This window comes from Octadecabacter arcticus 238 (assembly GCF_000155735.2).
Taxonomy (GTDB): Bacteria; Pseudomonadota; Alphaproteobacteria; order Rhodobacterales; family Rhodobacteraceae; genus Octadecabacter; species Octadecabacter arcticus.
Genome location: NC_020908.1, coordinates 1,181,299 through 1,195,133 on the forward strand (window position 1 = coordinate 1,181,299; position 13,835 = coordinate 1,195,133).

Sequence of the window (13,835 nt, forward strand, 5' to 3'; positions counted from 1 at the left end):
TGCTTGGTTAAGTCAGTGCGGCCAGCACACGGGCCCAAGACCGCGTGCCTTTGTGAAACGCCTCAACGTCATATTTTTCGTTCGGGGAATGGATGCGGTCGTCCTCGGCCCCAAAGCCGATCAGCATGGCGTCCATGTCGAGAACGGATTTGAAATGGCCCGCGATGGGGATGGAGCCGCCCATGCCAACAAACACGGCCTCGCGGTTCCATTCATCAGAAAGGGCCTGACGTGCCAGTTCGAATTCGGGGCGGTCGGTGTTCATGACAGATGCGGGCGCGCCTTCGAGGTCGTTGTTCCATGTGATGGTTGTGTCAGGCCGCAACTGGTCCTCGACGTGTTTGCGCAGCGCGGTGCGCAGTTTGTCAGGGTCCATATCGCCCACCAAACGGCAGGTGATTTTGCAATGGGCGTCGGCGGGGATCACGGTTTTGGATCCCGCACCTTGATAGCCGCCCCACAGTCCGTTGATTTCCAAAGTGGGCCGCGACCATTGCTGTTCGAGCACGGAATAGCCTTTTTCGCCAGCGGGCGTCGTTAGCACTGCGCCGGACATATAATCCGCCTCATTAAAACCGCAGGTTTCCCATTGCGCCAACAGGTTGTCACCGATTTCAATGACGTCGTCATAAAACCCGTCGATCGTCACGCGGCCTTGGTCATCATGAAACGACGCGATAATGCGGCTGATTTCACGAAGCGGGTTGATTGCCGGGCCGCCGTAGTGCCCCGAATGAAGGTCCATCGCGGGGCCGTGCAGGGTGAATTCCTCCTTTAGCATGCCACGCAATTGGCTGGCGATTGACGGCACGCCCGGCGCGACCATGCCAGTGTCGCAGATCAGCGCGAGGTCGGCTTTCAATTCATCGGCATTCGCGTGCATGAACGGAACGAGCGAGGGCGATCCGGTTTCTTCTTCGCCTTCAAATAGGAAGCTGATTTTGCACGGCAGTTCACCGTTTACCGCGATCCAGGCGCGGCAGGCTTCCATGAACGTCATCAACTGGCCTTTGTCGTCGGCTGTGCCTCGGCCACGAATAACTTTCTTGCCGTCCCTGTCTTCGATAAACGGCGCAAACGGATCGTGATCCCATAAGTCAATTGGATCAACCGGTTGCACGTCGTAGTGGCCATAAAACAGCAAGTGAGGTCCGGTGTTGCCCACATGCCCGATGACAATGGGGTGCAGCGGGGTTTCGCGTTTGGATGCATCCACACCAAGGGACGCGAGATCGGCAACCAGCCAGTCGGCGGCTTTGTTAATCCCGTCTTTATAGGCAGGGTCGGTGGACACCGATTGCAGCCGCAGCAGCCCCATCAACCGATCAAGAGAGACATCAAGGTCAGCGTCGATTTTTGCGAGGACGGCATCAAGGTTGCTGTTGTGGGACATGGGGATACTCCGGCGGTTGGATTTTGCGCAAGAGTGTCACAGTAAATCGCCGCGTCAAGCGCGTGTGATTGCTTGATGCAGATCAAAGAAACGGGTGGCACAGGTTGCTATATGTGCGACCAACGGTAACAGGGGCGTAATAACGACGTTCCAAGTGTTGCCTGACATGGGACGGGTATATATCAAGGAGTACGAACCTTGACCTCGGGATGTGTCCCAAGGCTGCACGACAAGGGAACGAAAACATTGAACTTTGACGCAAAACTCGACGTGGCATTGGCCCGACTTCATGATGAAGGCCGATATCGTACGTTTATCGACATAGAACGCAAAAAGGGTCATTACCCGCATGCGATCTGGACCACGCCCGAGGGCGAGGAAAAGGACATCACCGTGTGGTGTGGCAACGACTATCTTGGCATGGGCCAGCATCCGGTGGTGCTTGACGCAATGCACGCCGCACTTGACGCCACTGGCGCCGGGTCAGGCGGGACGCGCAATATTTCGGGCACCACGGTGTATCACAAGCGGCTTGAGGCCGAGTTGTCGGACCTGCACGGCAAAGAAGAGGCGCTGCTGTTTACATCCGCCTACATCGCCAATGATGCGACACTGTCGACATTGCCGCGCCTGTTCCCTGGTCTGATTATCTATTCGGACTCTTTGAACCACGCATCGATGATCGAAGGTATCCGGCGCAACGGCGGCGAAAAACGGATTTTCAAGCACAATGATCTGGATGATCTGCGCCGCATTATGGCCGCTGATAATCCTGATGCGCCGAAGCTGATCGCATTCGAATCAGTGTATTCCATGGATGGCGATTTCGCGCCGATTGAGGCGATTTGTGATCTGGCCGATGAATTTGGAGCGCTGACGTATATCGACGAAGTCCACGCTGTTGGCATGTATGGCCCGCGCGGCGGCGGCATTGCCGAACGCTATGGGCTGGCGCACCGCGTCGATATTATCAACGGCACATTGGCCAAGGCGTTTGGCGTCATGGGCGGCTACATCGCGGCAAGCGCGAAAATGTGTGACGCGGTACGGTCTTATGCGCCGGGGTTTATTTTCACGACATCGATCCCGCCCGCCGTTGCGGCGGGGGCGGCTGCGTCTGTTGCGCATCTGAAGACCGATCAGAACCTGCGCGATGAGCAGCAAACACAGGCGAAAATCCTGAAAACCCGTCTGCGTGGGCTTGGACTGCCAATTATTGATCATGGCAGCCATATCGTGCCGCTGATTGTTGGTGATCCGGTCCACACGCAAAAACTGTCCAATATGTTGTTGCAGGAACATGGCATGTACGTGCAGCCGATCAATTTTCCGACGGTGCCGCGTGGCACCGAACGGTTGCGGTTCACTCCATCGCCAGTTCATGGACCAAAGGAAATGGACGCGCTTGTGAAAGCGCTGGATTCACTGTGGTCCCATTGTGCGCTGAATCGCGCCGAGCTTGCCGGTTGACTATCGATAGATATGCAAATGCCTTTTTCTTGTGATAACTAGACTATAAGGAATGGCGACGAGACGAATCAAATCGTCTCGCTGGGGCAGACAGGCAAGGGTACCGGATGATCCGAAAAGGGTTCAGACGCGGGAAAGAACAACAGGTCGTTGAAGCGGTCGGTTTTGATGCGTTCGAGCTGCGTCTGGGTGATTTGATGCGCGGCGAACGTGCGACCATGGGCAAAAGCCTATTGGACGTGCAGCGTGAATTGAAAATTAAAGCCGCCTATATTGCAGCGATTGAAAATGCCGACCCGACAGCTTTTGACACACCTGGATTTATTGCTGGCTACGTTCGCTCGTATGCGCGGTATCTGAGCATGGATCCTGATTGGGCCTATGACACGTTCTGTACCGAAAGCGGATTTGTCACCGCCCACGGAATGTCCAAGCAAGCGTCTGGTGCCAAGGCCGTGCGACATGCGCCATTTGACAAAGATATTTTCGCCATGCCAGCGACGCCATTTATTCCTGCAAGTGATGCGATGTTTGCGGCCGTTGAACCGCGCGCTGTTGGGTCTTTTTTGGTGCTGATCGCGTTGATTGGTGGCTTGGGCTACGGTGGCTACACGGTGCTGCAAGAAGTTCAAAAGGTGCAAATGGCGCCGATCGAGAATACGCCGACGGTTGTGGCAAACATTGACCCGCTGGCGGGTGGCGGCTTGCCGACCGCCGATGCTGGCGTGAATGTCATTGCCGGATTTGATGCGCCGTCGACCGAAAGTCTGAACCGCCTCTATCGGCCACAAGCGCTGGACGCGCCTGTTCTTGTGCCACGTGATGGTCCGATCGCATCGCTTTCACCGCTGGGCAACGGCATGTTTGCACCGACCGCCGATGAACGTCCGGGCCTCGTGGGGCAGGACGTTGGAACGACGCTGGCCGGTGTCGCGCCAAACATCCAAGTCACAGAAAGCCCGCTTCCTGGTGTGCAGCTTGTGGCAGTGCGGGATGCTTGGGTTCGGGTGCGCTCGGCTGATGGGACTGTCATCTATGAGGCGACGATGGCCGCTGGTGACACGTTTGATGTGCCCCAAACGACTGAGCCTGCAACATTGCGCATTGGTGAATCCGGTGCGGTGTATTTCGCGATAAACGGGGCGCATTATGGTCCGGTCGGTCCAAACGGGCAGGTGACGTCTAATCTGGCGCTGTCTTTGGACAACCTGACGACCAGCTTTGCGGTCGCCGATCTGACGGCGGACAGTGATCTGGCCGACGTCGTGCGCGTGGCAGAAATGCAGGTTCTGACACCGCCGCAAGATCCCGCCAAAAATCCCTAGCTAAACTGTCGCAGCCCGTTGTTTGCAGGCAGAGCGACCGTTAGGTTATGTGCAACGTTTCCCTTACAGGTAGACCCGTGATGCCGCTGAACCATATCCGCCCTTGGCGCAATATTTACCGCCGCAAAAGCCGCCAAATCATGGTGGGCAATGTGCCTGTGGGGGGTGATGCGCCAATCACGGTTCAAACGATGACCAACACGTTGACGCCGGACGTGGCGGGCACGCTGGCGCAAATCCAGCGCTGCGTTGATGCGGGTGTTGATATTGTGCGGGTCTCTGTTCCGGACGAAGCCAGTTCCAAAGCGCTGAAAGAGATTTGCGCGCAAAGCCCCGTGCCGATCGTGGCCGACATTCATTTTCATTACAAACGTGGCATTGAGGCGGCGGAGGCGGGGGCTGCGTGTTTGCGCATCAACCCCGGCAATATCGGGTCCGAGGCGCGGGTGCGCGAGGTGATCAAAGCCGCGAAAGACAACAATTGTTCTATGCGCATCGGGGTGAACGCCGGATCGCTTGAAAAGCATCTGCTTGATAAATATGGCGAACCTTGCCCAGACGCGATGGTTGAATCTGGTTTGGACCATATCAAGTTGCTTCAAGACAACGACTTTCACGAGTTCAAGATCAGTTGCAAGGCGTCCGACGTGTTCATGGCCGCCGCCGCCTATCAGCAACTGGCCGAGGCCACGGATGCGCCGATCCATCTTGGGATTACCGAAGCTGGTGGGCTGATGTCGGGAACAATCAAGTCGTCCATAGGCATGGGCAGTCTGTTGTGGGCGGGGATCGGCGACACGATCCGTGTGTCGCTGTCGGCTGATCCGGTTGAAGAAGTTAAGGTCGGGTATGAGATCCTCAAATCCCTTGGTTTGCGCCATCGCGGGGTGAACATCATATCGTGCCCCAGCTGCGCGCGTCAGGGGTTTGATGTGATCAAAACCGTCGAAAAGTTGGAAAAGCGGCTCGAACATATCAAAACGCCCATGTCATTAAGCATTATCGGCTGCGTCGTGAACGGCCCCGGTGAGGCGCTGATGACCGATGTCGGGTTTACTGGCGGCGGCAACGGCGCGGGCATGGTGTATCTGGCGGGCAAGCAATCCCACAAGCTGAGCAATGACCAAATGGTTGAACATATCGTCGAGCAGGTCGAGGCCAAGGCGAGGGAATTGGATGCGCAAGCGAAAATAGACGCTATGGCTGAAGCGGCAGAATAGCGATAGAGTCGGTGGGCGGTTTACGCGCCGCTGTTTTGAACCACCATGTAGATCAAATATAAAATTCCGAGCTAAAATGCGATATAGATCAGGGTTCGGATCAGTTTGCGCAGGCCATGGGCGACGGCGAGCCCGAAGCCGCCCCATATGACAGCCATCAGCGGTTCTTCGGGATTTGTCATGTAGCCTAAGTAGCCGATACCAGCTGCGCCGGACAGCAAAATCAGGCCGTCCAGCCAGTCGTCAGTGCGCGTGTTGGTCTTTGATTTGCCCCGTGCGCGGCGCTGTTCGTCCTTTTGCCGTTTCTGTTCTTCTTTGCGGTCGAGGTCTTCGTCGCGGTGTCTCTCATCGCGCCGGCGCCGTTCTTCTTGCGAACGCTGACGTTCGCGTTGGATTTCATTATTGCTCTTCATTTGCGGGAATTTACAATTGTTGTTCAGGCAAATCCCGTCAACATAATTGAATTGGCCGCATTTGGGGCACGCCACCACGTCACGCCTTTCGTCGGAATGAAATGGATCTCAATTCGGTCAGACTAGCACAAATTCGCGATTTTGTGAATGCCCTTGCTTACCCGTCGTCGCGTTCCTGTTCGACGATCTGGCGCATCTGCGCGAGGTTGATGTAGCCGCGCACCATCTGGTCGCCAAACACGAATGTCGGGGTGCCGGTGATCTGCATCCGGTCCCCAAGGGCGCGGTTGTTGGCCAGCACCGCTTTGGTGGCGTCACTGTTCATTTCGGCAAAGATCGCGTCGCCGTCCAGATCGAAGGCAGACGCCAAGGACGACAGGCTGGTCGGTGTCACGTCCGATTGCAATGCGATCAGCGCGTCCGAGACGAGTTTGTAGGCTTCATCCCCCGCGACGGTCTTGGTGGCGACGGCGAATTGTGAGGCCAGCACGGATTGTTCCCCCAGAATGGGGAATTCTTTGGTGATGATGCGGATATTGCCATCGCTTGTGACCAATTCAGCCACTTCGGGGTGGGCGCGGCGACAGAAACCGCAGCGGTAGTCGATAAATTCAACAATTGTTATGTCGCCGTCCGGATTGCCGCCAACAAATGAGAACCCGTCATCAATGAGCGCGTTCATATTGACCTGCGCGAGCGTTTCATCACGCGTCGCTTCGGCCTGTTCCTGACGGTTTTCAAGCACAGCGATGGCTTCCATCAACACTTCGGGGTTTTCCATCAGGTAGGCGCGGACTTCGGCGCGGAATGTGTCGCGCTGCGCGTCCGTCATTGCGTCGTCAGATGTGACGTCTTGGGCGAACACAGACGTTGTGGTCAGCAAAAGGGCGGCGATGGTGGATATCAGGCGCATGGGAAACTCCGTTTAAATTATTGAACAGCAGAAAGCACGTCTTGCGCGCGCTGCCAAGGGGCAGAGCCGCGCGCAAGTCGATCAACGCCGCGGGTGGCATGCACAAGTGCGTCATCCATCCGACCCTGAAGCGCGTAACGTTCGGCAGTGGCCAGCGAGGCAAGGCCCGGTTGATTGGTGCGCGCATAGGCTTGCCCAAGATCGCGCAGGGTGGCTGATGACTGCCCGTCCAATGCACGGGCGCGTTCCAGTGTCGTGACCGCACGCGCATTGCTGTCAGCCGTATCCAGCGCCAGCAACGCGCGGCCATATCCCGCCAAGATCAGCGGTTCATCGCCATTTAAAGCGACGGCGTTCTGGTAGGCTTGCACAGCGGGGCCCGCTTGTCGGCTTTCGAGCAGGATTTGACCGAACAGTTCGTACCAGTAGGCGTCGTTGGGATATTGCGCCAACAGGGTTTGCATCGTTTGGATGGCACGATTTGCGTCCGCTTGGCGGTGATAGGCGACCGCAGCGCGCATGAGGCCTACGGGGGAGTCGTCATTTCGCACTCGGCGCAGGGTCCAGCTGGGATTTTGGGTGAATGCGCTCAGTTTGCCTTGGGCGCGGGCGAACCAGAAATCAGCGTTCGGATTGGGCGCGGCATTTCCGGGATTGGCGGCGATCAGGCCGCGCAAGGCCCGAATGCGATCCGATGTCAGCGGATGGGTGCGCGCGTAGGGGGCTTGGCGCGACACAGACAGGGCTTCTTGTCCGCGAAATAATTCGAGCACTTCGGCGGTGCTGGCGGGGTCCACGCCCGCACGCAGCATGAATCTGACGCTGGATTGATCAGCGGCGGATTCTTCGGCGCGGGTATGGGCGAAAAATTGACGCTGTGCAGCGCCAGCTGCCCCCGCAGCAATGCCACCTGCTGCGGCACCACTGTCAGAGGCGATAGCGACTGCCAATGCCAATGCAATGCCAAAGCCCGCAGCCGTGTTGGCCCCGCGCAGATTGGTAAGGCGGCGTGAGATGTGGTCATTGGCAATATGGGCGGCCTCATGTGCGATGATAGATTGCAACTGCCCCGCACTGTTGACCCGCTGCAACAGGCCAGAATGGATAAAGATCGCGCGTTCATTGATGACAAAGGCGTTCATCGTGCTGTCATTGACGATCAGAATGCGCACGTTGTTGGGGTTCAGCCCAGCCGCGCGCAGGATGGGGGCGGCCAATTGATCAAGGCTGTGTTCGATGTCAGCATCGCGGATCAGGTTTACCGCATGGGCGGGTGCCGCGACACTGACAAGTGTGATCGCGGCGCTTAGAAAGATGGACAGCACTGAAAGTCGCATTGACGGGCTCCGGCAGGACAGGGCAAACATAGCTCAAAACAAAGTAAGGCACAGCACATGCGGAACTCAAGACGGGGCGACGTCGATCCCTTTATCGTGATGGACGTGATGGAGGCGGCGCGGGCGGCTGAAACAGCTGGGCGACATATTATCCACATGGAAGTGGGTCAACCGGGGACGGGGGCACCGCAAGACGCGGTGCAACGGCTGGCGGGCGATATGTCGCGCGATCCATTGGGCTACACGGTTGGGCTCGGGTTGCCGGAACTGCGTGCGCGAATCGCGCGCCATTACCGCGATTGGTACGGGCTGGACTTGGACGCGGAGCGCGTGGTGATAACCGCTGGTGCATCGGGTGCGTTCTTGCTGGCGTTTTCGGCGCTGTTTGACACTGGCGAGCGGGTCGGTCTTGGCGCGCCGTGCTATCCGTCTTATCGCCAGATTTTGAAGGCACTGGATTTGGTGCCAGTGGATATGCCCACAACGATGGCCGCACGCATGCAGCCCGTGGCGGCAGACGTGGCGGCGCATAAATTGTCAGGTCTGATTGTCGCGTCGCCCGCGAATCCTACCGGAACGATGCTGGATATTGATGCCATGCGCGCATTGGCGGATGCTTGCGCAGCGACCGGCGCTGCGTTTATCAGTGATGAAATTTATCACGGGCTGGCATACGAGGGTCGCGCCGTGAGCGCCTTAGAGGTGACGGACGAGGTCTATGTCATCAACTCGTTTTCCAAATACTTTTCCATGACGGGGTGGCGTGTCGGTTGGATGGTTGTGCCGAAAGATCACGTGCGCACGATTGAACGGTTGGCGCAGAATATGTTTATTTGCCCGTCCCATGCATCCCAACGATTGGCGTTGCACGCGATGGAGTGTGGGCCGGAGCTGGATCTGAATGTAGACGTCTACCGCGCCAATCGAGCGCTGATGCTTCAAGAACTGCCCAAGGCGGGCCTTGGCAAGTTTGCGCCACCTGACGGGGCGTTTTATGTGTATGTCGACGTGTCCGATTACACCGACGACAGCATTAAGTTTTGCGCGCAAGTGCTTGAAAGCGCTGGTGTTGCGATCACGCCAGGTCTGGATTTTGATCCTGTTGAGGGACATCACTGGGTGCGGATGTCATATGCACGATCCAATGAAGATATTCGCGAAGGTCTTGTTCGACTGGTGGCGTTCATGGCCGAGCGGGAGGCCGCAGCTTGAGGGTTTGGGTCAAAGCAAAACTGGGGATTTTGGCGCTTTGTTTGGGAGTCTCAGGCGGCGTCAGCGCGCAGGATTTTTCCGCATTGGCGCGGCTGGATGTTACGCAATCGGGGGCGGATGATCGGTTCCGCAACGTCGAGGTCGCGCTGTATCTGTCCCAGCCGGTGCCCTACCGTGTATTCACGTTGGATGATCCAAAACGCTTGGTTTTGGATTTTCGCGAAGTTGATTTTCGCGGTGTCGATGCTGCGGCCTTTACCAGAAGCGACTGGATTTCGGGCGCGCGGTTCGGGGCGCTGCGGCCAGGGTGGAGCCGGATGATCCTTGATTTGGTCGACCCTGTGCGCGTCGATCAGGCGGGCATGACGGTGGACGCGGTAGACGGAACCGCGCGGGTTGAGGTCGTGTTGCGCGCGACGTCGCTAGAAGATTTTATGGCAGCGGCAGGGCCGCTGAACGATCCTGATTGGGCGTTCCTGATGGCGGCTGATCCTGCATCTGTTGCGCCGCAGGACGCAGATGGGCCGTTGATTGTTGTGATTGATCCGGGCCATGGCGGGCTTGATCCGGGGGCGGGATACGCCGATGTACATGAGGCCGAGTTGATGCTGGCGCTGGCATTGGAATTGACGGCTGCGTTGGGTCGCATTGAGGGAGTTCAGCCCGCAGTAACCCGCGCCGATGACACGTTTGTGGCGCTGCAAGAACGCCTGACATTGGCCCGCGGGGCGGGGGCGGATTTGTTTATTTCGTTGCATGCAGATGCCTTGGAAGGCGCGCAGGCAACCGGCGCGTCCGTTTACACGCTCACAGAAACCGCAGCTGAAGGCGCGTCCCAGCGGATGGCTGAACGTCATGAAGGCGGTGATTTGCTGGCTGGCGTTGATCTTAGCGGGCAAGGCGATGAAGTCGCGATGGTGCTGCAGGATCTATTGCGGGTCGAAACGGCGGCAGCGGGAGAGCGGTTTGCAGATCAGCTGGTCCAAGCGATGCGCGACACGGGCGCAGTGTTGAATTCGCGACCAAGGCGGCAGGCGGAACTGGCCGTCTTGAATGCGGCTGATTTTCCGTCCGTATTATTAGAGGTCGGATTTTTGTCCAATGATGCGGACCGTGCACGCCTGACCAGCCCGCAGGGGCGCGCGCCGATTGTGGCGGCGGTGACGCTGGCGGTTGGGCGTTGGGCGATCCAAGAAGCCGCATTCGCGCCGCTTATCCGGCAGTGATTACCCTGTGTAACGGGCCAGCCAAATGGTGTGAAAATCGCAAGTCGGGTCCTCTGGGCGATATTCGATGACCTTAAAACCATGGGTGGTGAGCAGGTCGCGGTAGTCATCGGGATCAAGGCTGGAATGATAAACGGGCGCACCAGCGGCATGGCCCCAAACCTCACCCGCGATGTGGCCAGATGTGAACATCAGCGATGCTTTTGGCGCCGCGTGGGCCTGAAAAAATGCAAACATGGCGCGCTGATCATGCGGGCTCAGGTGAAAGAAACTGTCCCAAGCGAGGATTGCATCAAAGGTTTCTCCCAAATCAAGGGTTCTCATATCTGCGTGAACGGCGGTGGCGTTTGGCAGGGTTTGGGCAAACAGATTGACCATGGCAGCGGCACCGTCAACACCGGTGATCGCCATGCCGCGTTCTGCCAGATATGTCGCGATTGGCGCGCCGGGACCGCAGCCCAGATCAAGCAATCGGCGTGGCGACAGATTGCGCGGCGTGACGCCTAACATCCTGTCCAATATAGGTTTTTCAACCAAGCTTCGATTACGCTGGGACTGATAATCAGCCGCGACACGGTCATAGGTTGCGATGATGTCGGCGGGGCTTGATTGAACTGTCATCGCATCGGTTTGCGCTGACAAAGAGGGGCGTGCAACCGCTATGGCGTGGAGCACAATCGAACAGGCGAAAAGAAGCCAAAAACGCGTGCTGATCTTTTGACGATCTCGTGCAATCCGCATATAAACGTTGGAAATATATTAGGGGCACTTCGCCACATGATCCTGCGTTTCATCTTCTCGTTCTTTGGCGGCATTTTTTCGATGCTAACGCTTGGGGCTGGCATGGCCGCTCTGTCGCTGGGTGCGATTTTCTATATGTATGGTAAGAACTTGCCCACATATGAAACATTGGCCAATTATCAGCCAAAGACGATCAGCCGCGTGTATTCCGGCGAGGGTCAGGTGATTGACGAATTCGCTGAAGAACGCCGTCTGTTCACACCCGCAGAAGAAATCCCTGACATTGTGAAGCAGGCGTTCATTTCCGCAGAGGACAAGAACTTTTACACCCACGAAGGTTATGACATTCGCGCTATCGGTGCCGCCTTGCTTGAGGCCGTTGTCAGCCGTGGCGAAAACCTGCGTGGCGCGTCAACGATTACCCAGCAGGTGGCGAAGAATTTTCTGTTGGATGGGTCAATCACCATTGAGCGCAAGGTTCAGGAATTGATCCTTGCGCCCCGCCTTGAGGCAACATTGGGCAAAGAAGGCGTGTTGGAACTCTATTTGAACGAGATTGATCTAGGGTATCGCAGCTTTGGCGTGACGGCCGCCGCGCGCACCTATTTCAACAAGTCACTATTTGAATTGTCCCCCGCGGAGGCCGCGTTTTTAGCCGTGCATCCCAAGGCACCCTATAGTTACCGCCCCGTGCGTAACCGCGATGCGGCACTGGCGCGGCGCAATGAAATCCTGAGGGAGATGCACGAGAACGGGTATATCGACGACACCGAATTGGCGGTGGCTTTGGCAGACCCCATGCGCACAGTTCAGGGCGGTGATTTCCCGTCCTATCAATCCGAGCGCCCCGATCGTGATTATTTTACGGCCGCAATCGTCAACGAAGTCGAAGACCTGTTTCCCGATTCCGATATGGACAGCGCCGGTTTGTCTATCCGCGCCACAGTGGATGAAGAATTGCAAGCGGCGGCGCGTGAAGCATTGCAGCGCCAATTGGAAACCTATGATCGCGGTATTGGCCGCTGGCGGGGCACGGGGCTAACAATCCCTGTTGAGATGCTGACAGATGAAGAGCAATGGCGTGGCGCATTGCGAAGTGCGCCGATCATTCGTACGATTTTGCTGGAAAACCAGTGGTTTCCCGCCGTCGTACTTGAGGTTGGCGATGACAAGATACGGATGGGCATTGAAGGCTGGGTCGTGGGCGATGATGAGCCGATTGTGCCGCGCCGTGACATCGAGTGGATCAGCGGCAATTTCGCAGAGAATTTCAACGCCGGTGATGTGGTGCATGTGCGCCGTATGACGCAAGACACCGACGGTGCGTTTGTTCGCTGGACGCTGCGCCAAGTGCCAGAAGTGCAGGGCGCGTTTATGGCGATGGACGTCAACACGGGTCGCGTTTTGGCGATGCAGGGCGGGTTTGGTTATGAAATCCGCATTTCTGAACTTAACCGCGCTTATGCGCAGCGCCAGCCAGGTTCGGCATTCAAACCGTTCGTTTTTGCCGCTGCTTTGGATTCCGGCTACACGCCCGCGACCGTCGTCGTCGACGCCCCGATTGAAGTGTCGGCAGGCGGTGAAATCTGGCGCCCACAGAACTATTCCAACCAGTTTTACGGCCCGACGCCACTGCGCACGGGCATTGAGCAATCGCGCAACGTGATGACCGTGCGTTTGGCGCAAGAGGTCGGGATGCGGGTGATTGCGGAATATGCTGAACGGTTTGGCGTGTATGACAACATGACTGCATTTTTGTCTGCTGCGCTGGGTTCGGAGGAAACCACGCTGTACCGGCTCGTGGCGGCCTACGCGATGTTTGCCAATGGCGGCGAGCGGGTGGAGCCGACGTTGGTAGACCGGGTGCAAGACCGCTACGGCGATACAATTTACCGCCACGATCAACGGGTCTGCGTAGAATGTTCTGATGCGAACCTTGAACAGGGGCGTGGCCCGCTGATTGTGTCGGATCGTGAACGTGTGATTAACGCGGTCACTGCGTATCAGTTGACGTCGATGTTGGAAGGTGTGGTTATTCGCGGCACCGCACGTGGTGCTGTCAATTTGCCCGTTCCGATTGCGGGCAAAACAGGCACCACAAACGACGAGAAAGATGCGTGGTTCGTAGGCTTTTCCAGCAACATTGTGGCTGGTTGCTACATCGGATTTGACACACCCCGCCCGATGGGTCGCGGTGCATCCGGTGGTGGGATTTGCGCGCCGGTATTCAATGCGTTCATGGAGACGGCGATTGCGAAATATGGTGGCGGCGCGTTTGCGGTGCCTGATGAGTGTATGTTCATCAACATTGATCGCTTTACCGGTGCCCGCCTTCCGGACGGGGCGTCGGGCGGCAATGTTGTGCGCGAATGTTTCCGTATGGGCGAAGAGCCGATCTTTGGCATCACCTTTGATGGTGGCTTTGCCATGGCTGCGGACCTGCCGCTGTTTGACGAAGCGCGCCCGCATGGTGCGGTCAGCGTCACGACAGCTGATGGTGTCACGGCGACAATCAATTCCAACGCCAGCTTCGGGTCATTGTCGTCGGGTGGGCTTTACTGACGGGTTTGATTGCCCCGCTTAGG

The 13,835-nt window shown here is 57.4% G+C and carries 11 protein-coding genes; 6 read left to right on the forward strand and 5 right to left on the reverse strand.

Going from position 1 to position 13,835, the window contains the following annotated elements; genetic code table 11:
• Positions 1-7: 7 nt before the first annotated feature.
• Positions 8-1,393 carry a M20/M25/M40 family metallo-hydrolase gene (locus OA238_RS06240; protein WP_015494531.1) on the reverse strand — a complete coding sequence of 462 codons (1,386 nt, stop codon included), beginning with the start codon at positions 1,391-1,393 and terminating at the stop codon, positions 8-10.
• A gap of 246 nt (positions 1,394-1,639) precedes the next feature.
• Here OA238_RS06240 and hemA point away from each other — a divergent pair, with 246 nt between their 5' ends.
• The 3 genes from hemA to ispG all read left to right on the forward strand — a co-directional run bounded on the left by hemA (position 1,640) and on the right by ispG (position 5,408).
• Positions 1,640-2,863: a 5-aminolevulinate synthase gene (gene hemA, locus OA238_RS06245; protein ID WP_015494532.1), complete on the forward strand. Its 1,224-nt coding sequence runs from the start codon at positions 1,640-1,642 to the stop codon at positions 2,861-2,863.
• A 107-nt stretch (positions 2,864-2,970) separates the two neighbouring features.
• The gene (locus OA238_RS06250; protein WP_015494533.1) at positions 2,971-4,188 is read left to right on the forward strand and encodes a helix-turn-helix domain-containing protein; all 1,218 of its coding nucleotides are present in this window, start codon (positions 2,971-2,973) and stop codon (positions 4,186-4,188) included.
• Between the two features lie 80 nt (positions 4,189-4,268).
• Positions 4,269-5,408, forward strand: coding sequence for a flavodoxin-dependent (E)-4-hydroxy-3-methylbut-2-enyl-diphosphate synthase (gene ispG, locus OA238_RS06255; RefSeq protein ID WP_015494534.1), 1,140 nt, complete (start codon positions 4,269-4,271; stop codon positions 5,406-5,408).
• Positions 5,409-5,479: 71 nt separating this feature from the next.
• Here the strand turns inward: ispG and OA238_RS06260 are convergent, their stop codons facing one another.
• The 3 genes from OA238_RS06260 to OA238_RS06270 all read right to left on the reverse strand — a co-directional run bounded on the left by OA238_RS06260 (position 5,480) and on the right by OA238_RS06270 (position 8,071).
• On the reverse strand, positions 5,480-5,821 hold the full coding sequence (locus OA238_RS06260) for a hypothetical protein (RefSeq protein ID WP_144055849.1): 342 nt from the start codon (positions 5,819-5,821) through the stop codon (positions 5,480-5,482).
• Between the two features lie 157 nt (positions 5,822-5,978).
• The gene (locus tag OA238_RS06265; protein ID WP_015494536.1) at positions 5,979-6,734 is read right to left on the reverse strand and encodes a DsbA family protein; all 756 of its coding nucleotides are present in this window, start codon (positions 6,732-6,734) and stop codon (positions 5,979-5,981) included.
• A 17-nt stretch (positions 6,735-6,751) separates the two neighbouring features.
• Entirely contained in the window at positions 6,752-8,071 is a 1,320-nt protein-coding gene (locus OA238_RS06270) for a M48 family metalloprotease (protein WP_015494537.1), read from the reverse strand.
• A 57-nt stretch (positions 8,072-8,128) separates the two neighbouring features.
• Here OA238_RS06270 and OA238_RS06275 point away from each other — a divergent pair, with 57 nt between their 5' ends.
• A complete protein-coding gene (locus OA238_RS06275) occupies positions 8,129-9,283 on the forward strand; it encodes a pyridoxal phosphate-dependent aminotransferase (RefSeq protein WP_015494538.1) in 1,155 nt (384 codons plus the stop codon).
• Positions 9,280-10,509, forward strand: a complete 1,230-nt coding sequence (locus OA238_RS06280) for an N-acetylmuramoyl-L-alanine amidase (RefSeq protein ID WP_015494539.1) — start codon at positions 9,280-9,282, stop codon at positions 10,507-10,509. Before OA238_RS06275 ends, OA238_RS06280 begins: the two co-directional genes overlap by 4 nt.
• Here OA238_RS06280 and OA238_RS06285 read toward each other — a convergent pair whose 3' ends face one another.
• Positions 10,510-11,130, reverse strand: coding sequence for a class I SAM-dependent methyltransferase (locus OA238_RS06285; protein WP_044038012.1), 621 nt, complete (start codon positions 11,128-11,130; stop codon positions 10,510-10,512).
• 159 nt (positions 11,131-11,289) lie between these two features.
• Between OA238_RS06285 and OA238_RS06290 the strand changes: the two genes are divergently transcribed.
• A complete protein-coding gene (locus OA238_RS06290) occupies positions 11,290-13,812 on the forward strand; it encodes a PBP1A family penicillin-binding protein (RefSeq protein WP_044038014.1) in 2,523 nt (840 codons plus the stop codon).
• The last annotated feature ends 23 nt before the right edge of the window (positions 13,813-13,835 follow it).

Bases quoted from the DNA above. Each gene is read 5' to 3' on its own strand.
- OA238_RS06240 (WP_015494531.1), bottom strand. From the start codon at position 1,393: ATGTCCCACAACAGCAACCTTGATGCCGTCCTCGCAAAAATCGACGCT.
- OA238_RS06250 (WP_015494533.1), top strand. From the start codon at position 2,971: ATGATCCGAAAAGGGTTCAGACGCGGGAAAGAACAACAGGTCGTTGAA.
- ispG (WP_015494534.1), top strand. From the start codon at position 4,269: ATGCCGCTGAACCATATCCGCCCTTGGCGCAATATTTACCGCCGCAAA.
- OA238_RS06260 (WP_144055849.1), bottom strand. From the start codon at position 5,821: ATGAAGAGCAATAATGAAATCCAACGCGAACGTCAGCGTTCGCAAGAA.
- OA238_RS06265 (WP_015494536.1), bottom strand. From the start codon at position 6,734: ATGCGCCTGATATCCACCATCGCCGCCCTTTTGCTGACCACAACGTCT.
- OA238_RS06270 (WP_015494537.1), bottom strand. From the start codon at position 8,071: ATGCGACTTTCAGTGCTGTCCATCTTTCTAAGCGCCGCGATCACACTT.
- OA238_RS06275 (WP_015494538.1), top strand. From the start codon at position 8,129: ATGCGGAACTCAAGACGGGGCGACGTCGATCCCTTTATCGTGATGGAC.
- OA238_RS06285 (WP_044038012.1), bottom strand. From the start codon at position 11,130: ATGACAGTTCAATCAAGCCCCGCCGACATCATCGCAACCTATGACCGT.